This is a genomic window from Pseudomonas sp. GW822-FHT05A08, from assembly GCF_058800485.1.
In genome coordinates, this window is the sequence record NZ_CM179511.1 from 4386630 (window position 1) to 4412455 (window position 25826).

General features: G+C 63.4%; 20 protein-coding genes and 2 pseudogenes. 15 read left to right on the forward strand and 7 right to left on the reverse strand.

Annotated features, from left to right (window positions below):
* Positions 1–12 precede the first annotated feature (12 nt).
* From AC3RCP_RS19720 to AC3RCP_RS19750, 7 genes are all read left to right on the forward strand, one after another.
* Positions 13–1587, forward strand: a complete 1575-nt coding sequence (locus AC3RCP_RS19720) for an ABC transporter ATP-binding protein (RefSeq protein ID WP_007924455.1) — start codon at positions 13–15, stop codon at positions 1585–1587.
* 296 nt (positions 1588–1883) lie between these two features.
* Positions 1884–3302, forward strand: a complete 1419-nt coding sequence (locus tag AC3RCP_RS19725; RefSeq protein ID WP_101338368.1) for a sigma-54 interaction domain-containing protein — start codon at positions 1884–1886, stop codon at positions 3300–3302.
* 300 nt (positions 3303–3602) lie between these two features.
* The gene (locus AC3RCP_RS19730) at positions 3603–4994 is read left to right on the forward strand and encodes a GntP family permease (protein ID WP_101338369.1); all 1392 of its coding nucleotides are present in this window, start codon (positions 3603–3605) and stop codon (positions 4992–4994) included.
* A 7-nt stretch (positions 4995–5001) separates the two neighbouring features.
* On the forward strand, positions 5002–5787 hold the full coding sequence (locus AC3RCP_RS19735) for a 3-hydroxybutyrate dehydrogenase (protein ID WP_007924463.1): 786 nt from the start codon (positions 5002–5004) through the stop codon (positions 5785–5787).
* 157 nt (positions 5788–5944) lie between these two features.
* Positions 5945–7900 carry an acetoacetate--CoA ligase gene (locus AC3RCP_RS19740; RefSeq protein WP_492571032.1) on the forward strand — a complete coding sequence of 652 codons (1956 nt, stop codon included), beginning with the start codon at positions 5945–5947 and terminating at the stop codon, positions 7898–7900.
* Between the two features lie 305 nt (positions 7901–8205).
* Positions 8206–10743 (forward strand): PAS domain-containing protein, encoded by a 2538-nt coding sequence (locus AC3RCP_RS19745; protein WP_492571031.1) that lies wholly within the window; start codon positions 8206–8208, stop codon positions 10741–10743.
* A gap of 52 nt (positions 10744–10795) precedes the next feature.
* A complete protein-coding gene (locus tag AC3RCP_RS19750; RefSeq protein ID WP_007932676.1) occupies positions 10796–11071 on the forward strand; it encodes a peptidylprolyl isomerase in 276 nt (91 codons plus the stop codon).
* 187 nt (positions 11072–11258) lie between these two features.
* Here AC3RCP_RS19750 and AC3RCP_RS19755 read toward each other — a convergent pair whose 3' ends face one another.
* From AC3RCP_RS19755 to AC3RCP_RS19770, 4 genes are all read right to left on the reverse strand, one after another.
* The gene (locus AC3RCP_RS19755; protein ID WP_492571030.1) at positions 11259–12176 is read right to left on the reverse strand and encodes a sugar kinase; all 918 of its coding nucleotides are present in this window, start codon (positions 12174–12176) and stop codon (positions 11259–11261) included.
* A gap of 125 nt (positions 12177–12301) precedes the next feature.
* Positions 12302–13519 carry an amino acid deaminase gene (locus tag AC3RCP_RS19760; RefSeq protein WP_492571029.1) on the reverse strand — a complete coding sequence of 406 codons (1218 nt, stop codon included), beginning with the start codon at positions 13517–13519 and terminating at the stop codon, positions 12302–12304.
* 37 nt (positions 13520–13556) lie between these two features.
* Positions 13557–14321: an IclR family transcriptional regulator gene (locus AC3RCP_RS19765; RefSeq protein ID WP_009044425.1), complete on the reverse strand. Its 765-nt coding sequence runs from the start codon at positions 14319–14321 to the stop codon at positions 13557–13559.
* Between the two features lie 255 nt (positions 14322–14576).
* On the reverse strand, positions 14577–14963 hold the full coding sequence (locus AC3RCP_RS19770) for a RidA family protein (RefSeq protein ID WP_007927369.1): 387 nt from the start codon (positions 14961–14963) through the stop codon (positions 14577–14579).
* Positions 14964–15378: 415 nt separating this feature from the next.
* On the opposite strand from AC3RCP_RS19770, the gene AC3RCP_RS19775 reads away from it, so the two are divergent.
* Positions 15379–15651, forward strand: coding sequence for a hypothetical protein (locus AC3RCP_RS19775; protein ID WP_492571028.1), 273 nt, complete (start codon positions 15379–15381; stop codon positions 15649–15651).
* A 628-nt stretch (positions 15652–16279) separates the two neighbouring features.
* On the opposite strand, the pseudogene AC3RCP_RS19780 reads toward AC3RCP_RS19775, so the two are convergent.
* Positions 16280–16385 (reverse strand): annotated as a pseudogene (locus tag AC3RCP_RS19780) (AAA family ATPase); the annotation flags it as partial.
* An 87-nt stretch (positions 16386–16472) separates the two neighbouring features.
* On the opposite strand from AC3RCP_RS19780, the gene AC3RCP_RS19785 reads away from it, so the two are divergent.
* The 3 genes and pseudogenes from AC3RCP_RS19785 (at position 16473) to AC3RCP_RS19795 (ending at position 19914) form a co-directional block, all read left to right on the forward strand.
* Positions 16473–17264, forward strand: coding sequence for a class I SAM-dependent methyltransferase (locus tag AC3RCP_RS19785; RefSeq protein WP_492571027.1), 792 nt, complete (start codon positions 16473–16475; stop codon positions 17262–17264).
* Between the two features lie 465 nt (positions 17265–17729).
* Positions 17730–18231: pseudogene (locus AC3RCP_RS19790) on the forward strand (acyl-CoA thioesterase).
* 33 nt (positions 18232–18264) lie between these two features.
* Positions 18265–19914, forward strand: a complete 1650-nt coding sequence (locus AC3RCP_RS19795) for an FMN-binding glutamate synthase family protein (protein ID WP_007930525.1) — start codon at positions 18265–18267, stop codon at positions 19912–19914.
* A 170-nt stretch (positions 19915–20084) separates the two neighbouring features.
* On the opposite strand, the gene AC3RCP_RS19800 is transcribed toward AC3RCP_RS19795, so the two are convergent.
* Complete coding sequence (locus AC3RCP_RS19800; protein WP_101338378.1) at positions 20085–20876, reverse strand: AraC family transcriptional regulator; 792 nt, start codon at positions 20874–20876, stop codon at positions 20085–20087.
* Between the two features lie 84 nt (positions 20877–20960).
* Here AC3RCP_RS19800 and AC3RCP_RS19805 point away from each other — a divergent pair, with 84 nt between their 5' ends.
* Positions 20961–21959, forward strand: coding sequence for a bile acid:sodium symporter family protein (locus AC3RCP_RS19805; RefSeq protein WP_101338379.1), 999 nt, complete (start codon positions 20961–20963; stop codon positions 21957–21959).
* A gap of 153 nt (positions 21960–22112) precedes the next feature.
* Here AC3RCP_RS19805 and AC3RCP_RS19810 read toward each other — a convergent pair whose 3' ends face one another.
* Positions 22113–22901: a hypothetical protein gene (locus tag AC3RCP_RS19810; RefSeq protein ID WP_492571026.1), complete on the reverse strand. Its 789-nt coding sequence runs from the start codon at positions 22899–22901 to the stop codon at positions 22113–22115.
* Positions 22902–23181: 280 nt separating this feature from the next.
* On the opposite strand from AC3RCP_RS19810, the gene AC3RCP_RS19815 reads away from it, so the two are divergent.
* From AC3RCP_RS19815 to AC3RCP_RS19825, 3 genes are all read left to right on the forward strand, one after another.
* On the forward strand, positions 23182–23385 hold the full coding sequence (locus tag AC3RCP_RS19815) for a hypothetical protein (protein ID WP_101338381.1): 204 nt from the start codon (positions 23182–23184) through the stop codon (positions 23383–23385).
* Positions 23382–25127 carry a hypothetical protein gene (locus AC3RCP_RS19820; RefSeq protein WP_101338382.1) on the forward strand — a complete coding sequence of 582 codons (1746 nt, stop codon included), beginning with the start codon at positions 23382–23384 and terminating at the stop codon, positions 25125–25127. The genes AC3RCP_RS19815 and AC3RCP_RS19820 overlap by 4 nt, the downstream gene beginning before the upstream one ends.
* A gap of 72 nt (positions 25128–25199) precedes the next feature.
* On the forward strand, positions 25200–25661 hold the full coding sequence (locus AC3RCP_RS19825) for a YccF domain-containing protein (RefSeq protein WP_009044436.1): 462 nt from the start codon (positions 25200–25202) through the stop codon (positions 25659–25661).
* Positions 25662–25826: the final 165 nt, after the last annotated feature.

The following is a 25826-nucleotide window of genomic DNA, read 5'->3' on the forward strand; positions in this document are numbered from 1 at the left end:
GCGGACTGTTAAATGACTGACAACCTGATCGAAATCCGCGACCTCAATGTGGCCTTCAACGGTCAGAAAGTGGTGCGCGACCTGTGTCTGGATATCCGCCCCGGCGAGTGCCTGGCCCTGGTCGGCGAGTCGGGGTCGGGCAAGTCGGTGACCGCCCATTCGATCCTGCAACTGCTGCCCGACTGCGACACCCAGAGCAGCGGCAGCATCCGCTACCGTGGCCAGGAATTGCTCGGTGCCGAAGCACGGACCTTGCAGAAGCTGCGTGGCGACCGCATCGCCATGATCTTCCAGGAGCCGATGACTTCGCTGAACCCGCTGCACAGCATCGAAAAGCAGATCGGCGAAACCCTGCTGCTGCACAAGGGCCTGGGCGGCAAGGCGGCCCAGGCGCGGATCCTCGAGCTGCTGCGCCTGGTGGGCATCCAGAAACCCGAGGAACGGCTCAAGGCCTACCCGCACCAGCTTTCCGGCGGCCAGCGCCAGCGGGTGATGATCGCCATGGCCCTGGCCTGCGAGCCGGAACTGCTGATCGCCGACGAACCGACCACCGCCCTCGACGTGACGGTGCAGCGCAAGATCCTGTTGCTGCTCAAATCCCTGCAACAGCGCCTGGGCATGTCGCTGCTACTGATCAGCCACGACCTCAACCTGGTGCGCAGCATCGCCCAGCGCGTCTGTGTGATGAAGGCCGGGCAGATTGTCGAGCAGGCGCCGTGCGAAACCCTGTTCAGCGCGCCCCAGCACCCCTACAGCCGCGTGCTGCTCAATGCCGAGCCGGAAGGCGAAGCCCTGCCCCGGGACGAGCGCGAAGTGGTGTTGCAGGTGGATGACCTCAACGTGCAGTTCCAGATCGGCGGCGGGCTGTTCCGCCGCAAGCAATACCTGCGGGCGGTGGACGGTATCAGCCTGAGCCTGCAACGGGGCAAGACCCTGGGCATCGTCGGCGAGTCCGGCTCCGGCAAGTCGACCCTCGGCCAGGCGATCCTGCGCCTGCTGGACTCCGAAGGCAGCATCCGCTTCCAGGGCGAGGCCCTCGACGGCCTCAACCAGAAGCAGCTGCGGCCGTGGCGCAAGCAGATGCAGGTGGTGTTCCAGGACCCGTTCGGCAGCCTCAGCCCGCGGATGTCGGTGGCGCAGATCATCAGCGAAGGCCTGGAAGTGCACAGCCAGTCCACCGCCCAGCAGTGCGAGCAGCAGGTGATCCAGGTGCTGGAAGAAGTCGGCCTGGACCCGGCCAGCCGCCATCGCTACCCCCACGAGTTTTCCGGTGGCCAGCGCCAGCGCATCGCCATTGCCCGGGCCCTGGTGCTCAAGCCGGCGCTGATTTTGCTGGACGAACCGACCTCGGCCCTCGACCGCACGGTGCAGAAACAGGTGGTGGCGCTGTTGCGCCAGCTCCAGGAACGCCACGGCCTGACCTACCTGTTTATCAGCCACGACCTGGCGGTGGTGCGTGCCCTGGCCCACGACATGATCGTGATCAAGGATGGCAAGGTGGTCGAACGCGGCCCCAGCCACGAAGTGTTCGACGCGCCGCAGCATCCCTACACCCAGGAACTGCTGGCCGCCGCCCACCCGGCCTGAATCCGCATTCCCCTGTAGCCGCGAGCTTGCTCGCGATGCAAGCACCGCGGTATTGCAGGCCCACCGCGCCGAACCCATCGCGGGCAAGCCTCACTCCTACAGACGCACCACTCTGTAGCCGCTGGCGAAGCCTGCGATCGACCGCGAAGCGGGCGCAGGGTCTGGAGGCCGCCGGAGGTCCTTCGGACCTTTCGCAGCCTGCGGCAGCGGCTACAGGGATAGCGTCAACCCTGATGGTCGCGTCACCGTGAAGATTCCCGGCATAATCTGCGCGCGCTCCCTTCAGGACCTCCCCCATGAACGACACCGAAAGCCTCAAGGATTACCAGCGGGTCCGCCAACTGGCGATCCGTTCGCTGTTCGAGATCATCGAGCAATCCAGCGAGGGCACGGTGATCGTCGACCGCGACGCCAATATCGTCTGGATGAACGAGCGCTACGCCCGGCGCTTCGGCCTGGAGTCGGCGGCGTTCGCCATCGGCAAGGCCTGCGAAAGCGTGATCCCCGGCAGCCTGTTGCGCGAAGTGGTGCGCACCGGGCGGCCGATCCTGCTGGACATGCAGGACACCCCCAAGGACCCGCTGGTGGTGATGCGCCTGCCGATCCACGACGACGCCGGGGCGGTGATCGGCGCCATCGGCTTTGCCCTGTTCGACGAGCTGCGCAGCCTGTCGCCGATGCTCAAGCGCTACCTGAGCATGCAGGAAGAGCTGGCCTCGACCCGCTCGCTGCTGCGGGCACGGCAGGCCAAATACAACTTCGCCCACTTCATCGGCACCAGCGCCGCCAGCCTGGAAGTCAAACGCCGTGCCCGGCGCAGCGCCAGCGCCGACTCGCCGGTGCTGCTGCAAGGCGAGACCGGCACCGGCAAGGAGCTGCTGGCCCAGGCCATCCACGCCGCGTCGCCACGGGCGCACAAGGCCTTCGTCAGCATCAACAGCGCGGCGATTCCCGAGGCCTTGCTGGAGGCCGAGTTCTTCGGCACCGCCCCCGGCGCCTTCACCGGCGCCGACCGCAAGGGTCGCGCCGGCAAGCTGCAGATCGCCCAGGGCGGCACGCTGTTTCTCGACGAGATCGGCGACATGCCCCTGCCGCTGCAAAGCAAGCTGCTGCGGGTGCTGCAAGAGAAAGAGTTCGAGCCAGTGGGCTCCAACGAGGTGATCCAGAGCGACGTGCGGGTGATCGCCGCCACCTCCACCGACCTGGAAGCGGCGATCAAGCGCGGCGAATTCCGCGCCGACCTGTATTACCGCCTCAATGTGCTGCCGATCCAGGTGCCGCCGCTGCGCGAACGCCTGGACGACCTGCCGGCCCTCAGCGAAGCCATCCTCGAAGAACTGCGCAGCCAGCACGAACTGGCCCCCGATGCCCTGGCCCTGCTCGGCCAGCACGCCTGGCCGGGCAATATCCGCGAACTGCGCAACGTGCTGGAACGCGCCGCCCTGCTCAGCGACGACCTGATGCTCAACGCCGGCGACCTGCGCGCGGCCATCGGCACCTTCAGCCCGGTGCCGCGCGCGGCCAGCCCCCAGGCCGCCGAAGTGCAGCCCGACGAAACCTTCGCCGCCGCGCGGGAGCGTTTCGACCGCCAGGTGATCGAGTCGGCCCTGGCGCACTGTGGCGGCAAGGTGGGGCAAGCAGCGGCGCGCCTGGGGCTGGGGCGCTCGACCCTGTACAAGAAGATGGCGGCGCTGGGGATCGAAGAGTCTCAATAAAGAGACGCACGTCTCCATACAGAGAAAGGCCCAGCGCTACGCGCTGATCGCGGGCAATCGAGCGTCGACCGGCCGCTCCTACACAAGCGCGGAGTGTTTCCGTAGGAGCGAGGCTTGCCCGCGATGACGCCCTTTCAGCCACCCAAAGTCTCAAAACAGAGACAAAACATCACTCCACCCCTCAAAAATCATACAAATATCCTTATTTATCAAATACTTAATCATCTGGCACAAAACTCGCTATAGCCCCTCCCACACCCGCAACACCCTACAAAAATAACAATCCTGGAGAGACACACCATGAGTGTGATCATTGCCCTAGCAGCCCTCGCGCTGCTGATGTTGGCTGCTTACCGTGGCTACAGCGTTATCCTCTTTGCCCCCATCGCCGCCCTCGGCGCCGTCCTGCTCACCGACCCGTCCGCCGTGGCGCCCGCCTTCACCGGCGTGTTCATGGAGAAGATGGTCGGCTTCATCAAACTCTACTTCCCGGTGTTCCTGCTCGGCGCGGTGTTCGGCAAGCTGATCGAGCTGTCGGGCTTCTCCCGCTCCATCGTCGCGGCGGCCATCCGCCTGCTCGGCACCCGCCAGGCGATGCTGGTGATCGTGCTGGTCTGCGCCCTGCTGACCTACGGCGGCGTGTCGCTGTTCGTGGTGGTGTTCGCGGTCTACCCGTTCGCCGCGGAGATGTTCCGCCAGAGCAATATCCCCAAGCGCCTGATCCCGGCGACCATCGCCCTCGGCGCGTTCTCCTTCACCATGGACGCCCTGCCTGGCACCCCGCAGATCCAGAACATCATCCCCAGCACCTTCTTCAACACCACCGCCTGGGCTGCGCCCTGGCTGGGGGTGATCGGCACCATTTTCGTGTTCTGCGCCGGCATGCTGTTTCTCCAGCACCAGCGCAACAAGGCGCACAAGGCCGGTGAAGGCTACGGCAGCGACCTGCGCAACGAGCCGGAAACCGCCGCCGACATCCAGCTGCCCAACCCCTGGATCGCCCTGTCGCCGCTGCTGCTGGTGGGCCTGATGAACCTGCTGTTCACCCACTGGATTCCCCAGTGGTACGGCAAGACCCACAGCCTGGCCCTGGCCGGCATGGCCGCCCCGGTGCAGACCGACGTCGCCAAGCTCACCGCCATCTGGGCGGTCCAGGCCGCCTTGCTGGTGGGCATCATTATGGTCCTGGTGTTCGGCTTCTCGGCCATTCGCGGCAGGCTCGCCGAGGGCAGCAAGAGCGCGGTCAGCGGCGCCCTGCTGGCGGCGATGAACACCGCCTCGGAATACGGTTTCGGCGCGGTGATCGCCTCCTTGCCGGGTTTCCTGGTGCTGTCGGACTGGCTGAAAAGCATCCCCAACCCGCTGGTCAACGAAGCCATCACCGTGACCCTGCTGGCCGGCATCACCGGCTCCGCCTCGGGCGGCATGAGCATCGCCCTGGCGGCCATGTCGGAGACCTTCATCAGCGCCGCCCACGCCGCCAACATCCCGCTGGAAGTGCTGCACCGCGTGGCCGCCATGGCCAGCGGCGGCATGGACACCCTGCCGCACAACGGCGCGGTGATCACCCTGCTGGCGGTCACCGGGCTGACCCACCGCCAAGCCTACAAGGACATTTTCTGCATTACGCTGATCAAGACCCTGGCCGTCTTCGTCGTGATCGCCACTTTCTACGCCACCGGCATTGTGTGAGGTATTCATGAGCAATCTTGCGGGCAAGACCGCCCTCGTCACCGGCTCCACCAGCGGCATCGGCCTGGGGATCGCCCTGAGCCTGGCCAAGGCCGGCGCCAACCTGATCCTCAACGGCTTCGGCGATGCCTCGACGGTGCTCGCCGAGGTCGCGCGCCTCAACAAAGACAGCGGCGGCAAGGTCGGCCATCACCCGGCCGATGTCAGCGACCCGGCGCAGATCGCCGACATGCTCGCCTACGCCGAGCGCGAGTTCGGCGGCGTCGACATCCTGGTCAACAACGCCGGCATCCAGCATGTGGCGGCGGTCGAGGAATTCCCGGTGGAGCGCTGGGACTCGATCATCGCCATCAACCTGTCGTCGGTGTTCCACAGCACCCGCCTGAGCCTGCCCGGCATGCGCGCCAAGGGCTGGGGGCGGATCGTCAACATCGCCTCGGTGCATGGCCAGGTCGGCTCGGTGGGCAAAGCCGCCTATGTGGCGGCCAAGCACGGGGTGATCGGCCTGACCAAGGTGGTCGGCCTGGAGACCGCCACCAGCAACGTCACCTGCAACGCCATCTGCCCGGGCTGGGTCCTGACCCCACTGGTGCAAAAGCAAATCGACGACCGCATCGCCGCGGGGGTCGATCCGCAACAGGCACAGCACGACCTGCTGGCGGAAAAACAGCCGTCCCTGGAGTTCGTCACGCCTTCGCAGCTGGGCGAGTTGGTCCTATTCTTGTGCAGTGAGGCCGGCAGCCAGGTGCGTGGCGCGGCGTGGAATATCGATGGCGGCTGGCTGGCGCAGTAAGCCGTTGTAGCCGCTGCCGCAGGCTGCGATAAGACCCGAAGGGTCTTTCAGCGCCAGTGATATCGCCACGACCGTTCCGGTCGATCGCAGCCTGCGGCAGCGGCTACAGGGCGTTTGAAAATCGCTTTGCGTGCATTAGAAAAACAAGAGGCCACCCATGTCCGAATTACTCTGGCAACTCAGTGCCGAACGCGTCAGCAAGACCCGCATGGAAGCCTTCCGGCGCTTGATCAATCACCGTCACGACCTGGACCTCGACGGCTACCCCGCCCTGCACCAATGGAGCATCGAGCAGCGCGAAGCCTTCTGGCAGGCCATAGTCGATTTCTTCGATGTCGAGTTCCACGCGCCCCCCAGCGCGGTGCTGATCGAAGGCCGCGGCATGCCCGCCGCCCAGTGGTTTCCCGACGCCACCCTGAACTTCGCCGAGCATCTGCTCAAGCGGCGTGACGATGGCGTCGCGGTGGTGGCGATCAACGAGAACGGCCAGCGCGAACAGCTGACCTACAACCAGCTGGCGGCCCATGTCGCCGGCCTGCAACACAGCCTGCGGGCGGCCGGCGTCGGCCTTGGCGACCGGGTCGCGGCCTGCATGCCCAACACCTGGCAGACCCTGGTGGGCATGCTCGCCACCGCCAGCCTCGGGGCCGTCTGGTCCAGCTCCTCGCCGGACTTCGGCACCCAGGGGGTGATCGACCGTTTCGGCCAGATCGAACCCAAGGTGCTGATCACCTGCGCCGGCTACCGCTACGCCGGCAAACAGATCGACCAGACGGCCAAGGTCAACGAGATCCTCGAACGCCTGCCGTCCCTGCAACAGCTGATCATCGTGCCGTACGCGCGGCCCGAAGCCCGCGCCGAAGACTTTCGCACCTCGGCCAGCGTCGCGCTGTGGGACGACTTCTACCGCCCCGGCGGCGAGCCGGCGTTCGTCGCCGTGCCCTTCGCCCATCCGCTGTACATCCTCTATTCCAGCGGCACCACCGGCGTGCCCAAGTGCATCATCCACAGCACCGGCGGCGTGCTGTTGCAGCACCTCAAGGAGCACGGCCTGCACTCCGACCTGCGCGCCGGCGAAGTGCTGTTCTACTACACCACCTGCGGCTGGATGATGTGGAACTGGCTGGTCTCCGCCCTGGCGGTGGGCGCCACGGTGCTGCTGTACGACGGCTCGCCGTTCCACCCGGCGCCCGAACACTTGATCGACCTGATCGACCAGGAAGGCATCAACGTTTTCGGCACCAGCCCCAAGTACCTGGTGGCCCTGGAAAAGGCCGGCATCCAGCCGCGCCAGAGCCATTCCCTGGCCAGCCTCAAGACCCTGCTCAGTACCGGCTCGCCGCTGTCGCCGCAGAGCTTCGACTACGTGTACCGCGCGTTCAAACAGGACCTGTGCCTGGCCTCGATGTCCGGCGGCACCGATATCATTTCCTGCTTCATCATCGGCAACCCGCTGTTGCCGGTGCACCGCGGCGAAATGCAGGGCAAGGGCCTGGGCATGGCGGTCGAGGTGTGGAACGACCAGGGCCAGGCGGTGGTCGGCGAAAAGGGCGAACTGGTCTGCACCCGGCATTTCCCGGCCATGCCCATCGGCCTGTGGCACGACCCGCGGCACGAGAAGCTGCGCGCCTCCTACTTCAGCCAGTTCCCCGGGGTCTGGGCCCAGGGCGACTACGCCGAGCAACTGGCCCATGGCAGCTGGCTGATTCACGGCCGCTCGGACGCCGTGCTCAACCCCGGCGGCGTGCGCATCGGCACCGCGGAAATCTACCGCCAGGTGGAGAAACTCGAGCAGGTCCTGGAAAGCCTGGCCATCGGTCAGCAATGGGACAACGACGTGCGGGTGGTGCTGTTCGTGCGCCTGCAGGACGGCGTGCAACTGGACGACGCCCTGCAGGAGCAGATCCGCCAGGTCATCCGCGCCAACACCACGCCAAGGCACGTGCCGGCGAAGATCCTCGCGGTCAGCGACATCCCGCGGACCATCAGCGGCAAGATCGTCGAACTGGCGGTGCGCAACGTGGTGCACGGCCTGCCGGTGAAAAACACCGACGCCCTGGCCAACCCCGAGGCGCTGGAGCAGTTTCGCGATCGCCCCGAGTTGCGCGACTGATCGTTGCCCCTGTAGCCGCTGCCACAGGCTGCGAACAACCCGCAGGGGCGCGATCTCAGGACCGCTGAAGGCCCTGCGGGCCTTTACGCAGCCTCGCAGGCTCGGCAGCGGCTACAAGGGCTGGGCGCGGTGCCAGTTGTAGCCGCTGCCGCAGGCTGCGCCCGGCACCGCAGGGGCCGCCAAACCGGGCAACCCGGTCCACCTGCTGGATCGGGAAAACCGCCCTTGCGCTGGCTACGCCGTCGATCGCAGCCTGCGGCAGCGGCTACAATGCCGGCGTGATGCACGCTCAGGACACCCCCGACATGAACGCCTCCCCCTCCGGCAGCGAAGCCGAAACCCTGATTGCCCGGCTGGACTGGGCCGCCACGCCGCTGGGCGCGGTCGACCACTGGCCGCAGAGCCTGCGCACCGCGGTGGACATCGTGATTCACTCGCCAATGCCGATGCTGCTGTTGTGGGGCGCGCAACTGACACAGATCTACAACGACGGTTTCGCCCTGCTGGCCGGCAACAAGCACCCTGGCGCCTTCGGCCAGTCGACCCACCTGACCTGGCCGGAACTCCAGGACTTCACCGCGCCGATCTACCAAGCCGTGCTGCAAGGCCAGGTGCGCACCTTCAGCGAAAAACCCTTTACCCTGCTGCGCCACGGCCGCGAGTCGGACGTCTGGCTGGACCTGACCTACAGCCCGATCCGCGACGAAAGTGGCGAAGTCGCCGGGATCCTGGTCACCAGCATCGAAACCAACGAGCGCCGACGCATCGCCCTGGAACTGGAGCAGCGCTCGGCGGCCAGCCTCAAGGCCCAGCACGAAACCGAAGAGCGCCTGCAACTGGCGCTGGCGGCGACCGACGCGGTCGGCACCTGGGACTGGGACATCGGCGACGACCGCTTTATCGCCGACGCCCACTTCGCCCAGCTGCACAGCATCAACCCGGCCCAGGCCGGGCAACTGCCCATCAGCGACTACCTCAAAGGCGTGCACCCGGAAGACCGCAGCATGGTGGCGCGCAGCATCAAGCACTGCATCACCCACGGCACCGAATACGCCGAGGAATACCGCCTGCAACAGCCCGACGGGCAGATCCGCTGGGTCTTCGCCCGCGGGCGCTGCTACAAGGATCACCATGGCCGGCCGGTGCGCTTCCTCGGCGCCGCCCTGGACCTGACCGACCGCAAGCAGATGGAACAGGCGCTGCGCCAGAGCCAGACCGAATTGCAGTTGATCATCAACGCCATGCCGGTACTGATCGGCTACGTCGACCACGAAGAGCGCTTTCGTCTGAACAACAGCGCCTACCTCGACTGGTACGGCCTGACCCCGCAGGAGCTGTACGGGCGGACCATCCGCGAAGTGGTGGGGGACGAGATCTACGCCACCCGCGCCGACAAGATCGCCGCCGCCCTGGCCGGCAAACCCTGCAGCTTCGAAGCCAACTCGCCGCACCGCGACGGGCGCGCGCGGCACGCGCTGATGAAGTACCTGCCACGCTACGGCGCCGACGGCGCGATCAATGGTTTCTACATCTTCGTGATCGACGAGACCGAGCGCAAACAGACCGAGGAAGCCCTGCGCAACCTCAACGAAACCCTGGAAGAACGGGTGGCCGAGCGCACCCAGGCGCTGGCCGCCGCCAACCAGCGCCTGCAGAGCGAGATGTTCGAACGCGAACGCGCCGAAAACGCCCTGCGCCATGCACAGAAGATGGAAGCCGTGGGCCAGCTCACCGGCGGCATCGCCCACGACTTCAACAACATGCTCACCGGAATCATCGGCAGCCTGGAGCTGATGCAGCGCTACATCGACGCCGACCGCAGCGCGGAAATCGGCCGTTTCACCGAGGCTGCGATGTCCTCGGCCAAGCGCGCGGCCGCCCTCACCCACCGCCTGCTGGCGTTCTCCCGGCGCCAGTCGCTGGACCGCCGGCCGCTGGAACCGAACCAGCTGGTGCGTTCGCTGCAGGACCTGTTCAACCACACCAAGGGCGAGCATATCGAGCTGAAGATGAACCTGGGCGCCAACGTCTGGTCGATCAACAGCGACGCCAGCCAGCTGGAAAACGCCCTGCTCAACCTGGTGATCAACGCCCGCGACGCCATGCCCGACGGCGGCGTGCTGACCATCGAGACCGCCAACAGCTACCTCAACGGCAGCGACCTGGGCACCCTGGAACCGGTCAAGGCCGGCGACTACGTGATGCTCGGCGTCAGCGACAACGGCGCCGGCATGACCCCGCGAGTGCTGGCCAAGGCCTTCGACCCGTTCTTCACCACCAAGCCCATCGGCCAGGGCACGGGCCTGGGGCTGTCGATGATCTACGGCTTCGCCCAGCAATCCGGCGGCCACCTGACCATCAGCAGCGAACCGGGCCAGGGCACCTGCGTGCGCCTGTACCTGCCGCGCCTGTACAGCGGTGCCCAAACCGACAGCCCGGCACCGGCCAGCGTCGAAGCGCCGTACGCGGTGGCCGGCGAATCGGTGATGCTGGTGGAGGACGACCCAGCGGTGCGCATGCTGGTGCTCAACGTGCTGAGCGAACTGGGCTACAGCGCTTTCGAGGCCGAGGACGCCAAGAGCGCCCTGCCGTTGCTGGAGTCCGAGCGGCGCGTCGACCTGCTGGTGACCGACGTCGGCCTGCCGGGCATGAACGGCCGGCAGCTGGCGGAGATCGCCCGCCAGCAGCGACCGGAGCTCAAGGTGCTGTTCATGACCGGTTACGCGGAAAAGGCCGCCGAGCGCCAGGGCTTTCTCGACGCTGGCATGGACCTGATCGCCAAGCCGTTTTCCATCGAGGCGCTGGCCCAGAAGATTCGTCAGATGATCGGCCGGCAGGGCTGATTTCAGGCATAATCCGCCCCCGCCGTCCGCACCGTTCCAAGGTAACTGCCCCATGAAAGCCCAAGCCCGCCACATCCTGGTGAAAACCGCCGAAGAGGCCGAACAGCTCAAGCAGCGCATCGCCAAGGGCGAAGCCTTCGACGTGCTGGCGAAGAAGTACTCCACCTGCCCCTCCGGCAAACGCGGCGGCGACCTGGGTGAAGTGCGGCCGGGGCAGATGGTCGGGGCCATCGACCAGGTGATCTTCAAAAAGCCCCTGCGCACCGTGCACGGGCCGATCAAGAGCAAGTTCGGCTATCACCTGGTGCAGGTGTTCTACCGCGATTGACCGCGTCGCTCACCACGCTTCGACCACGCCCCTGTAGCCGCTGCCGAGCCTGCGAGGCTGCGATCGACGGCGCAGCCGGCGCAAGGGCGATATCCCCAATCTTTCAGGTAGACCGCGCCGCCAGGTTTTGCGGCCCCTGCGGTGCCGATCGCAGCCTCGCAGGCTCGGCAGCGGCTACAGGCTGGCGTCAGGGTCTTGGGATCAACGCCCCCGGCACCTGGATCACCCGGCTCGCCAAGCGATGCCCGGCCTGCGCCGCCTGCTGCGGACTGCCGCCTTTCAAGCGACATGCCAGATACGCCGCACTGAACGAATCCCCCGCCGCCGTGGTGTCCACCACCTGCTCCACCCGCTGCGCCGGCACCTCGAACGACTCGCCGCCACAGCGGATCAGGCACGCTTCGGCGCCACGCTTGAGCACCACTTCCGGCGTGTCCGCGTAGGCCGCCAATACCGCCTGGCTGTCGGCATAACCGAACAGCGCCTGCTCGTCATCCACCGTCAGCAGCGCCAGGTCGACATAGGCCAGCGCCTCGCGATAAGCCGCCTGCGCCTGCTCCACCGAGGCCCAGAGCCGTGGCCGGTAGTTGTTGTCGAAGACGATCTGCGCCCCACGCTTGCGTGCTTCAACCAAGGTCTCGATCAGCTTCTTGCGCCCCAACTCGCCGAGCACCGCCAGGGTGATGCCGCTGAAATACAGCACCGCGTAGGTCGGCAACGCCGCGAGGATCGGCTCGGCCGCGGGGGTGGTGAAACAGTCGCGCACCGCCGCTTCGTTGCGCCAGTAAAGAAAGCGCCGCTCGCCCTTGGCGTCGGTCTGGATGCAATACAACCCGGGCAAACGCCCCGGCAGGCGCTGGACCATGCCCAGGCCGATGCCTTCCTCGGCCCAGCTCTGGCACATCGCATCGCTGAAACTGTCGTCACCGAGTGCAGTGACATAGTCGACATGGGCGCCCTCGCCCAGTTCACGGGCCAGGTACACCGCGGTGTTCAAGGTGTCGCCGCCGAAGCTCTGTTGCAGGCTGCCGTCGGCGCGGTGTTGCAGTTCGATCATGCATTCGCCGATCAGGGCGATGCGTTTCCCGGTGCTGGAAGTGTTCATGGAGGTGTCTCTGACGATTTTTTGTTATTGGAAAGGACGTCATCGCGGGCAAGCCTCGCTCCTACGGAAATCTGTAGGAGCGAGGCTTGCCCGCGATCACCTGCGCAGCAGGTGCCAGCCCTACCCTAGAAACAGGTTTCCATGCTCTCCAGCACATCCAGCCGCTCATCCACCAGCAACCCGGTGCGCCACTTATCAAAGGTCAAACACGGGTGTGAAGTACCAAAAGCAATAATGTCCCCCACCCGCAACTCAACCCCCGGCGCCACCGTCATGAACGCATGCTGGTCCATCACCGCCGTGACCTTGCAGGCACTGACATCATCGCCCCTGGCCGGCAGCACGCCCGGCTTGTAGCGCAACAACGGCACCGGCAGACCGGCGTCATAGGCCACGTCACGCTTGCCCAGGGCGATCACCGCGAACCCCGGCTCCGGTAGCGACTGCACATGGGCCCAGACTTCCAGCGCCGGGCGCAGGCCTTCGTGCAGGTCGCTGCGCCGGTCGAGCACGCAGCACTGCGCCTCTTTATAGATGCCATGGTCGTGGGCCACGTAACTGCCGGGGCGCAGCACGCTGAGGAAACGCCCCTGGGCGTTCTGCGCCTCGAAGGACTCGGCGATCAGGTCATACCAGGCCGACCCCGAGGCGGTGATGATCGGCTTATCGATGGCGAACAGCCCGTCGTCCTGCAACTGCACCGCCAGGCGCACCAGGGACCCGGCAAACTCCCGAATGCCACTCACCGCGTGATCGCCATGGATCACCCCTTCGTAACCCTCGATGCCGCACAAGGCCAGGGCCGGTTGCGCCTGGATCGCCTGCGCCAGCGCCAGTACTTCCTGCTCGCTGCGGCAACCACAACGACCACCGACCACGCCGTACTCGATCATCACGTTCAGGCGCACCCCGCGCGCGGCGAAGAATTGCCCGAGGTCGGCGACGTTGTCCGGGTGATCGACCATGCAATAGAAGTCGAACGTCGGGTCGGCCAGCAGCTCGGCGATCAGCCCCATGTTCGGCGTACCCACCAGCTGGTTGGCCATCAGCACCCGGCGCACACCGTGGGCATAGGCCGCGCGGGTCTGCACCGCGGTGGCCAGGGTGATGCCCCAGGCGCCCGCCTCCAGCTGCCGACGGAACAGCGCCGGGGTCATGCTGGTCTTGCCGTGGGGCGCCAGCTCGGCGCCGCTGTCGCTGACGAACTTCTGCATCCAGCGAATGTTGTGTTCCAGCGCCGCGCGATGCAGCACCAGGGCCGGCAAGCTGACATCGCGCACCAGGCTGACGCCCGGTTGGGCGGCGCCCTTTTCCACCGCGGCATTGATCAAGGCAGAAGGCATATTCGAACTCCTTACGGCGCAGCCACAGGGGCTGACATTAGTCGTTGATGCGACGGGCCAGGCGATTCGCGCTGTCGATCAGCACCCGGCGGTAGTCGGCGTAATTGTTCTGGGCATCGGCCCGTGGCGCGACGATGCACAGGGTGCAGATGCACACCCCGCGCTCGTCCCGCACCGGGGCGGCGAAGCAATGGGTAAAGGTGTCGGCCACGCTGTCGAAGGAAAAGAAACCGTCCTGCGTGGCCTGGCGGATTTCCTTGAGGAAGGTCGCCACAGGCAGGCGTTCCCCGTCGGGGAGCATGAAGTCGCGCTCGTCGATCAACTCGACGATCTGCTCATCGCTCAAATGCCCTAGCAACAGCCGCCCGGAAGCGGTCCAGGGAATCGGCGCGTTCTCGCCGATATTCGAGGAAATGCGGAAATGCCGCTCGCCCTCCTTCATCAGCGCCACCGTGTATTTGCGCCCGTTGAGCAGGCACATCTGTGCGGTCTCGCGGGTCTGGCTGACGATCTCCTGCAAGGCCGAATCGGCCTCGCGGGTCAGGTCGAAATGGCGCAGATGGGCCTGCCCCAGGAAGTACAGCTGACGCCCCAGGTACACATGCCCATCCTGGCCCACCGGCTCCAGAACCCGCCGCTCCAGCAAGGACGCCACCAGCTCGTACACCGTGGACTTGGGGCTGCCGATCCCCTTGGCGATATCGTTGGGCCGCAACGGCTGGCCGATCTCCTTGAGGAAATCGAGAATATCGAACGCCCGGTCCAACCCCTTGGCCCGGCGCTTGATGGTGTCTTCGGTCATGTCTGTGCCTTTTGCAAAAAACCGCGAAATTTCCGGCGCCCCAAAACCCCGGCATTGCCCCTATCCCCGTAGCCGCTGCCGAGCCCGCGAGGCTGCGATAAGGTCCGCAGGACCTTCAACGATCTCAAGACCGCGCGCCCGCTTCGTCGGAATGCCGCCCAGATCGATCGCAGCCTCGCCAAAACTCGGCAGCGGCTACAACGAACGAACCCGCCCCTGTAGGAGCAGCTTGCTCGCGATCAGCGGCCTACAGCCCTACTTCTTCTTGTAAGCCACGCAATCGATCTCAACCTTGCAATCCACCATCATGCTGGCCTGCACACAGGCCCGCGCCGGCGCATGCTCCGGCTTAAAATACTCACCGAACACCTTGTTGAAACTCCAGAAATCCCGCGGATCCTCCAGCCACACCCCAACCCGCACCACATCCTCCAGGCCATACCCCGCCTCCTCCAGAATCGCCACCACATTGCGCATCGTCTGATGGGTCTGCTCAACGATCCCGCCATGAATAATTTCACCATCCAGCGCCGGCACCTGGCCGGACACATACAACCAACCATCGGCCTCAACGGCACGAGCGAAAGGACGAGGCTGGCCACCGCCGGCGGTGCTGCCGGTGCCGTAGCGAGTGATGCTCATGGGGTGTTCTCCTAAGTAAAGGGAAGGTTGAGCAGAATAAGCCGTTCCTAAAAAGGCGCTTCGCGTAATTCCAGGAGACATTTATTCCGCTATAACAGATCAAAATATACAACAACGGAAAATTCACGAAGAGTGTGCCATGGGAAAGAGAGGGATAACAGAGGATAGGCAACACATCTGGAACCAAGGAGATAGAGAACAGGCCTGAAATAAATGCTACTACCCCCATTTATTCAGCCATTAATGACGGCTCGTGTAAGGCGTTTCTGTATCTGGTGTAAACATGCCCTCCAGGCTTGTTACCCCGCGATACGCCTCCTATATTCCGTTTCGTCGCTCCCAACGCTGCGACCGGATTTGGCCGTCCGAATCTCCATGAGCACACCCTAAAATTCCTTCATGGAGCGTCACCGTCATGGATTTCCAACCCCTCACCTCTTCCAACACCACCGACCACCCCGTCGCCTTTATCAACCCGCAAGCCCCCTTGCTTGACCTGCTCACCTACGCCGGTCTGCGCATCCGCGCTGCCCGGGACATGCTGGATAGTGTGTCCGGCATGACCAGCCGCAACGCCGACGACCTCGACCTGATGCGCTTCTCCAGCGTGGCAACCTTGTTGTTGCAGGACGGATGCGACGTGTTGCAAGTGGTTGAACAACGGGCGATGGAGCTGCCAGAGCCTTAAACCGAACCGCCCTGGCCTTTGCTCTTGCTGTGCTTTGGCTTTGGCTTTGGCTTTGGCTTTGGCTTTGGCTTTTGATCCACCCGCCCCATCGGGAGGCCGAGTGGAGGCGTTCATCAGGGGGATGGCGCGCAGCGCCCCTCGACGTAGTCGAGGACATCGTATGGAGGTCGAAGCGAAGCCGACCGGAGTCGATGCCCCCTGATGGACGCCGGAGCGAGGGAACCTGAGCGCAGCGAAGGCCGTACGCCAGGGGCGAGACCTTTTGGTTACTTTTGGCTGGGCCGGCATTCCGGGCGTTTGCCAAAAGTGACCCGCCGTAAGGGCGAAACCATAAGCCGCCGTGACCGCAGAAACGGATATGTACCCCGTCCAAAAAATGCAGCGCCAGCACAGACGCCATCGCGGGCAAGCCTCGCTCCTACAGAAGCTAGTAAAAAGTGACCCGCCGTCAGGGCGAAACCATAAGCCGCCGTGACCGCAGAAATGGATATGTACCCCGTCCAAAAAATGCAGCGCCAGCACAGACGCCATCGCGGGCAAGCCTCGCTCCTACAGAAGCGTGTAAAAAGTGCCCCGCCGTAAGGGTGAGGCCATAAGCCGCCGTGACCGCAGCAATGGATATGTCGTGTTTGATCTTTATCTGGGCGACCAACCTGCTGTGTTGCAGGCGGTAGGACTCGTTGCTGCCTGTTTCGACGGTGTGCCAGCCGATCCAGCAACGCCGTGGTCATCTTGTTAAGGCTGCACGCCTAATGTGAATCCACCTGCGGCCGATAGTCTGGAAGGTTCACCAGTATCGACGTCTTATTTCAGGGTTATCAATGGAAATTCCATACAGCGTCAGGCTTTCATTTTTTGATTTCTGGAAGGGGCTCTTCAAAGGCACGCTTTTCATCCAGAAACGTTTGCGAGGGCACTTGAAGGAGCAGCAGAAGAACTGGCCGAAGAAGCAACAATACAGCCAAGGATATTTCTATCAGGGCTTGGAGGAACTGGGAATCACAGGCCTGAAGCCTACGGGCTTTCGGTTCAAGCAATACGCCATCGATGAAGAATTGAAGGGCGCTGACGTACTGGACATCGGCAGCAACTGCGGTTTTGTCTCAGCTTATTGTTCGCGACTGGCAAAATCCGTGACAGCCGTCGAACTCAACCCTTTTCTCAATAAAGTGGCAAAGGATACCGCGCGTTATTTGAAGCGCGACAATATAGAGTTTATAGAAAGCGATTTTTCGGTATTTGCCACAGATAAAAAATTTGATGTGGTGCTGTCGTTTTCCAATCATCACACCATTGATGGCAACCTCAATATGGGGTTTGAAAACTACATGAAGCGCCTGGTGTCGTTTCTAAAGCCGGGTGGCTACCTACTGTTTGAAAGCCACAATGTTTTCGGGCCAGGTGCTGGCAACGTAGGCGATGACGGTGATATGGACGAAAAAGTCAAAATAATGAACACCTATTTCGCCATAGAACGCTACCGAATGGTCAACTGTTACATGCGACACATGGTCGATGATGTCGATAAGCTCTTCATTGTTGCGCGGCTCGTGGACAATCCTCCGAAGACGGAATTCCGTCTTGAACAAGCAATCCGTCGTTATCATTATTGACCCTGTATTCGATTCTTTGGCTATCTATGACACCGTCCAAAAAACGGCAGCGCCAGCACGGACGCTATCGCGAGCCAGCTCGCTCCTACAGGTCGGTGTCATGCAAAGAAACAGTCGTTCAAGTCGTGGATCAGGTTTGGCAGGCGCAAGCGCCTGATCGCAGCCTGCGGCAGCGGCTACAGAGTTCGCGGTATTACCGATAGGCTTGAACGAATCTGCTACCCATGCGCGTGAACTCGGCAGGGTTGTTAGCCCTGACTGCAACCAAAGCGACTCACCGTTGAATAACAAGCGCTAGGTATCGCCCCCTCCCCACGCATTATTGCAATCCCCACAACAGCTCATTGCAAAAGATAGCTAGCTAACTATCAAGACTTCTTATTACCCTCCGATCTCCAGCCAAATGCTGTCCGCGGGGCTCTAGCCTGCCTATGCGGACAGCATCGATTACTGATGAGGTCACCCATGGAACCAGGCAGTTATCAATTGAGCATGAGCGTGCTCATGACGCCCGACAAAGCCAATTTCTCCGGCAACGTGCACGGCGGCGCCCTGCTGAAGCTGCTCGACGAGGTGGCCTTCGCCTGTGCCAAGCGCTACGCCGGGCGCTATGTGGTCACGCTGTCGGTGGATCAGGTGATCTTCAAGGAGCCGATCCATGTCGGCGAATTGGTGACCTTCCTCGCCTCGGTCAATTACACCGGGCGCACCTCGATGGAGGTCGGGGTCAAGGTGATGACCGAGAACATCCACGAACGCACGGTGCGCCACACCAACAGTTGCTACTTCACCATGGTCGCCGTCGACCCCGACGGGCGCCCGCACCCGGTGCGCGCCTTCGTGCCGGAAACCGCCACCGAACAACGCCGCTACGCCCAGGGTTTGCTGCGCAAACAGCAGCGCCAGGAGCTGCAGGAGCGCTATCGGCAGATCCGCAACTCGGATTGAGCCCGCCCTGCCCGCCTGAACCCATGTCTTGCGATTTGCCCAAGGAACGACCATGAAGATATCGCTGCTCAGTCGCTACGCGACCCTGATCCTTTGCCTTGCCCTTACCTTGTTCGGCCTGTTGTTCTGGCCCGCCAGCCTCTGGGGCCAGGGGCTGATCGTGCTGGCCGGGGTGCTCAGCCTGGTCGGCCTCAACGACCTGCTGCAAAGCCACCATGCGGTGCGCCGCAACTATCCGATCATCGGCAATATCCGTTACCTGATCGAGTCGATTCGCCCGGAGATCCGCCAGTACCTGCTGGAAGGCGACGACGAGAAGCTGCCCTTCTCCCGCTCGCAGCGTTCGATGGTCTACGCCCGCGCCAAGAACCAGCCCGCGGAGAAGGCCTTTGGCACCCTGGCCGACGTCTATCAGCCCGGCTTCGAATTCATCAGCCACTCCATGGTCCCGGGCGATGCCTGCGACCCCAGCCAGTTCCGCGTGGTGGTGGGCGGGCCGGACTGTCTGCAGCCCTACAGCGCCTCGGTGTTCAACATCTCGGCCATGAGCTTCGGCGCGCTGAGCGCCAACGCCATCCGCGCCCTGAACAAAGGCGCCCGGCTCGGTGGCTTCGCCCACGACACCGGGGAAGGCAGCATCAGCCCCTATCACCAGGAATTCGCCGGCGACCTGATCTGGGAAATCGGCAGCGGCTACTTCGGTTGCCGCACCCTGGACGGCCGTTTCGATGCCCAGCGCTTCTCCGAGCAGGCCAGCCATCCGCAAGTGAAGATGATCGAGATCAAACTCAGCCAGGGCGCCAAGCCCGGTCATGGCGGGATCCTGCCCAAGCACAAGGTCACCGCCGAAATCGCCAAGACCCGTGGCGTGCAGATGGGCCATGACTGCGTGTCGCCGGCGCGGCACTCCGAGTTCAGCACGCCCATGCAACTGCTGGAATTCATCGTCAAGCTGCGCAACCTGTCCGGTGGCAAGCCGGTGGGCTTCAAGTTCTGCGTGGGTCATCCCTGGGAGTTCATGGCCATCGTCAAGGCCATGCTCGAGACCGGCATCCAGCCGGACTTTATCGTGGTCGACGGCAAGGAAGGCGGCACCGGCGCCGCGCCTCGCGAGTTCACCGACAACATCGGCATGCCCATGCGCGAGGGCCTGCTGTTCGTGCATAACACCCTGGTCGGCGCCGGCCTGCGTTCGCAGATCAAGCTGGGCGCCAGCGGCAAGGTGGTCAGTGCCTTCGACATCGCCAGCGTGCTGACCATCGGCGCCGACTGGGTCAACGCCGCGCGCGGTTTCATGTTCGCCATCGGCTGCATCCAGTCGCAAAGCTGCCACACCAACAAATGCCCCACCGGCGTCGCCACCCAGGACCCGCTGCGCCAGAAAGCGCTGCAGGTTACGGACAAGGCCGAGCGGGTGCACAACTTCCATCGCAACACCCTGGTCGCCCTCGGCGAGATGCTCAGCGCCGCCGGCCTCGACCACCCGGCGCAGTTGCAGGCCAAGCACCTGGTACGGCGCCTGACCACCACCGAGGTCCGGCTGTTCTCGCAGATCCACGTGTTCCTCGAACCCGGCGAGCTGCTGCAACGCCCCATCAGTTCGGAGTTCTACGCGCGCATGTGGAACATGGCCCAACCCCACAGCTTCGCGCCACTGGCCGTGGCCGCGCCGTCCAGGGCCGAGCGGCTGACGCCGGCTTAGATTGAGGTTGCAGCCGCCGACGCCATCGCGAGCAAGCTCGCGCCTACAAAGGCTCGGGTACGGCGCTGCCATCACGACCACTACCGAACCTGTAGGAGCCAGCTTGCTGGCGATGCAAGCGCCGCGGTGGGTCAGATGCACCGCCATCGCGAGCAAGCTCGCTCCTACCGTTACGGGCGGAAGAACTCCCCGGGCGTGGCGTCGAACTGCTGGCGGAACGCGGCGATAAAAGCCGAGGTTGAGTCGTAGCCGCAGGCCAGCGCCACGTCCGTCACCCGCTCGCCGTTCTCCAGGGGCGTGAGGGCGCCCAGCAGGCGCAAGCGCTGGCGCCAGGCGCGGAAGGTCAGGCCGGTGTCCCGCAGGAACAGGCGGCTCAGGGTTTTCTCCGTCACCCCCAGTTTCTCGCTCCACCGCCCCAGGGTGGTCGGCTGGTCCGGGTGCGCTTGCAGGCTGCGGTAGATCTGCCGCAGGCGCGGGTCCTGGGGCAGCGGCAGCATCAAGTCCAGTTGCGGCGCGGCGGCCAGTTGATCCAGCAGGACCTGGGCCAGGCGCCCGTCGGCGCCATCTTCGGCGTATTCCACCGGCAGCTCGCTGAAGGCGCGGATCAATTCGCGCAGCAGGCCGCTCACCGCCAGCACCTGGCAGGTTTCGCCGGCCCAGGCAGTGACACGGCAATCCAGGTACAGGCTGCGCATTTCAGTGCGCGGCGAGCTGAACACCTTGTGCGGCATGCCGGCGGGAATCCACACCGCCCGTTGCGGCGGGGCGATGAAACGCCCGGCGCTGGTCTGCACTTCCAGCACGCCCTGGATGGCGTAGGACAATTGCACCCAAGGGTGGCTGTGGCGCCGGGTCAGCGCCCGGTTGGGCAGGGATTCGGTGCGCCCGTACACCGGTCGCGGCAGGCTCGGCAGACCGGGAATACTGCGGCGGACGATCTTTTCATGTCCTTTAGGCGGCATTTACTGGCTCATTGGCGTTAGTCGGCAGTCCGCCATCACGTTAGAGTCAGCCCACCGCCCTGGCAACCCCTGGATGATCCCGTTATGAGTCGCTCACGTCTTTTGCCCGACAATTTCACCCTGACCCTGATCGGCGTGGTGCTGCTGGCCAGCTTCCTGCCCGCCAGCGGCCAGGTGGCCCTAGGCTTCGGCTGGCTGACCAACGCCGCCATCGCCCTGCTATTCTTCCTCCACGGCGCCAAGCTGTCGCGCGAGGCGATCATCGCCGGGGCCGGCCACTGGCGCCTGCACCTGCTGATCTTCAGCCTGACCTTCGTGCTGTTCCCGCTGCTGGGCCTGGCGCTCAAGCCGCTGCTGTCGCCGCTGATCGGCAACGACCTGTATCTGGGCATGCTCTACCTCTGCGCCCTGCCCGCCACCGTGCAGTCGGCGATTGCCTTCACTTCGCTGGCGCGGGGCAACGTGCCGGCGGCGATCTGCAGCGCCGCGGCGTCCAGCCTGTTCGGGATTTTCCTCACGCCGCTGCTGGTGACCCTGCTGCTGAATGTACACGGCGATGCCGGCTCGACCGTGGATGCCATCGTCAAGATCAGCGTGCAATTGCTGCTGCCCTTCATCGCCGGGCAGATCGCCCGCCGCTGGATCGGCGCCTGGGTCGGCCGCAACAAGAACTGGCTGAAGTTCGTCGACCAGGGCTCGATCCTGCTGGTGGTCTACGGCGCCTTCAGCGAAGCGGTGAACGAAGGCATCTGGCACCAGATTCCGTTGTGGAACCTGGGCGGGCTGGTCTTGGCCTGCTGCGTGCTGCTGGCCTTGGCGCTGCTGGCCTCCAGCCTGCTGAGCAAGCTCTTCGGCTTCAACCAGGAAGACCGCATTACCATCCTCTTCTGCGGTTCGAAGAAAAGCCTGGCCACCGGCGTGCCCATGGCCCAGGTGCTGTTCGCCGGCAGCACCATGGGCGTGCTGATCCTGCCGCTGATGCTGTTCCACCAGATCCAGCTGATGGTCTGCGCGGTGCTGGCCCAGCGTTACGCCAAACGCCCGGAGTCGATCCCGGAGCTGATGGCCCAGGTCGATCCCTGAGTGCGGCGCCTGAACTGCATGTCGCCTTTGTAGGAGCGAGCTTGCTCGCGATAAATCGTCAACGAAAACGCGCTGCGCCTGACCGCCTCAGCTTCGCTGATCGCAAGCCATCGAGGGTCGAGCGGCTCCTCCTGCAGATCCCTGTGACGGCGGTCAGTTGTATTTCGGACCGCCTTTCCACGGCGCGTATTCCACCAGCACACTGCCCCGCGCTAGCCCCTTGTCATCCACCTTGAAGCCGGGCATCTGCCTCAGGTTCAGCTGCTTGCACTGCGCAGTCAGGCGCGCCTGCAGGTCGCTGTCCAGCTTGAAAGCGTCCCGCCGCTCGGCAACCGGATCGAGGTTCATCAGGCACTCCTGCACCTGCCCCTGGGCATTGGCGACAAACCGCACATGGGCCTTGCCAATGCTGTCGACGGGCTGCTGGCCCAGGGCCTGGGTCCAGAAGAAGCGGCTTTGCGCATAAGCCTGGACCGTCCGCGCTCGCCACTGACGCTCAGGTTCGGACTCGTCGAGGGCCGGAAATACCAGCGGCGCGACAATCACCATCTCCTCCTCGGTTCCGTACATTTCGACCGGCACCTTGGGAAACAGGCTATCCCAGCACACTTGCCTGGCCAGGCTTTCCAGGGCCGGGACCGGGGCCAGGTGGGCGTTGGGCCGGGTCTCGCAACTGCGCAGCTCGTTCTGGCGATCGATCTTCACCACCAGATCCACTGTCCCTACCAACGCCTGGCTGTTGGCGGCAAAGGCATTGCGCACCATCAAAGCCCTGAACTGATCGCTGAAGGCCTGGGCGTTCTGCTGTAGCGATGCTTCTGCCGTGGTCTGAAGGGCCGGCGCGGTGCTTTTTGGCATCTGGCAACCGGCCAGGGACAACAGGCTGGCCAGGATCAACGGTAGCCTCAGCCAGGGGGCGACAAGACGGGATGGACTGGACAACGGACTCAATTCCATTTGTTCGAAACTCTCGGATAAAGAGGGAAGTCGTGCGGGTGCGCAGGACTAAATGCGTCCTTTCACTAACGAGTGAAGCGTGCGTTATTTAGTATTCGCCCCGGCAACCGCCAAAGGTCGCTGTGTCGACCGGTCGTGGCCAATCTGTAGAAGCATCAAGCGGTTACTTCTGGGGGAAGCCAGGGTTTGCGCTTTTGTCAGGGGCGACAAGCCGATAGCATAGCGCCACTTTTTTGCCGGTCGGCGATCTTACATGGATGTTTTTATGCGTTCCTTGCTCACACTTTGCGCGTTGTCCCTTCTTGCTGGTTGCAGCATCGAACAACAGGTTACCCCCGTCGAATCAACCCTGGTTGCAGGAGTTCACCCAGGCTTTGCCGAGGCCAATCGCGATGCCATGCAGGCCAACGGCTTGCAGATTGAGGTACTGCCTACCGGCACGCCTCAAGTCGACGAGGCTGCCAAATGAGTCGTGTGCTGAATGACTTTCGACCTTTAAAGCCTGCTGAAGAAAAACTGTTGAGATGTACGCTTTCAGGAAAAGTCGCCAGCTTCAGCGCACACCGACCGGAACAGGCGACATCGGAAAATACCATTCGCGCGGACTTCCTTCGCTTCCTGATTATGGGAGGGGACAAGGTAAACATCGTGCATGAACAGGGTGTAAGGCTCCGTGGAGCTTACATCGAGGGAATACTGGACCTTCGCTCAAGCAAGATACCTACCGCCTTCTTGCTGCAAAACTGCCTTTGCTTCAATACGCTCTTTTTGAACAATGCGTCCATCGATGGTCGAGTGAGCCTGGATGGTAGTGCCTGGGCAGGAATCCAGGCCCCACTCGTGTCAATAGCAGGCTCTTTTTCCATACGGCAGCTGTTCTCTTTCGGATCGATCAACCTGCTCGGCGCCAAGATTGAAGGTTCATTAACCCTTAGCGAGAGTTCTATCGATGGCCGAGGTTTTGCAGCCATACGCGCCGACCGCATCCAGATCAGCGGAAACCTGAACATGCGAGGAGGGTTCTCCTCCATTGGTGAAGTTAGCCTGGCGGGCATTACCCTGAATGGCCAGTTGAATTGCACGTCCTGTCGCATCATTGCGGTTAAAGATGTCTCATTGGCAATGGACGGTTCTGTCATTAAAGGCAACGTCAATCTGTCAACCGACTTCAGATCTGAAGGTACCGTGCGACTTTCAGGAGCCAACATCGGAGGTCAGCTCAATTTCACCGGCGCTCGACTCGATGGTAGGGGCGGTTACGCCCTGATTGCCCAATCCGCATTTATCGCAGGCTCGTTAATTGTTAAGGGACTGGCGATCCCCCTCCAAAAAGCCCTTCTCAACAATACAAAAGTCAGGACGCTGACCGATGATGCACAGTCTTGGGGAGAGGGTTTGCAACTGGACGGGTTTACCTATGACTTCCTGAGTAATGGAGCAAAAGCCAAAACCCGACTTGCCTGGCTAGATAAACAAATACCGTCTGCTGCGGGAACCGATGGTTCAAGAGGCGAAAAGAGCGGGTTTCGCCCACAGCCCTGGCGGCATCTGAAACACAAGCTCGAAGAAATGGGACATGCCGATGAAGCCCAGGAAGTCGGGATCGCCTTCGAGAGGCGTTTGCGCGAGGTAGGCTCCGTGGGCAAGAGAACGGCTCACTGGCCTCGGGGATTTCGCTGGCTTGGTATTGTCCCGCATGTGCTCTATGGCGCCCTCACCGGCTACGGTTATCGCCCCATGCGCCTGCTGGCCTGGATCCTCGGCATCTGGCTAGCCTTCACCACCGTCTACTGGTACGCCGCCGTCGAGCAGAACGTGTTCGCCCCAAGCAACCCGCTGGTGTTCCAGAGCGACGCCTATACCACCTGCCGAAAGGAGTATGGAGAAGGCTGGCAAAAGCGCTCACCCGATACGCCCATCCCTTCAGGGATCGGCAACTGGTACACCTGCGATGCCTTGCGTGGTGAATACACTGGCTTCAGCCCTGGTGCCTATTCGCTGGACATCCTGTTGTCACTGGTCGATCTGCAACAGGAGAAGGACTGGGGACCAATCACCACTACCCCTTCCCCCAACGCCTGGGTGGAGTTCTGGAACTGGGATTGGGGACATAGCATCCGCTTTCTGGTGTGGTTCGAAACCCTGATCGGCTGGGGCATCAGCCTGTTGCTGGTGGCGATCGTCTCCGGCCTGACTCGGCGCAAGGAATAAGCGTCTATACCTGCACGGGCCTCGAACGGGGCCTGTGCGATACCTTTCACGGTTCAAACAAGGAAGCTTTACATGAGCGCCATCGGCAATTTTCTCTGGTTTATCCTCGGCGGCATTTTCATGGGCCTGTGCTGGTGGCTGTGGGGCATCCTGGCCTTTATCAGCATCGTCGGCATCCCTTGGGGCCGGGCCTGTTTCGTGATCGGTGCCTTCTCGTTCTTTCCGTTCGGCAAGGAAGCCATCAGCCGACGCGAGCTGAACAACAAGGACGATATCGGCACCAGCGGCCTGGGGGTGATCGGCAACGTGCTGTGGTTCGTGTTCGGCGGGATCTGGCTGGCGCTGGGGCATGTGATGTCGGCGCTGCTGTGCTTTATCACCATCATCGGCATTCCCTTCGGCATCCAGCACCTGAAGCTGGCGGGCATCGCCCTGGCGCCGATCGGCAAGACCATCGTGCGCAAGGAAGTGGCCGCCGCGGCGCGTACTTTCAATGCCCAGGATGCGGCGCTGAAACAGCGTCAGCCTGGCTGAAGCCCAGGCGCAGAGGTCTCGTCGAGGCCTCTGCTGCTGCGCATGTCGACCGGCATGCTCCGCGCACTTACGCGCTCCGACAGCCGCCATCACGTATCTGCGGCGCCCTCAAGCGCGTAACCTGATCGCCAAGCCGCCCCACCTTGAACAAACCGCACCACAACG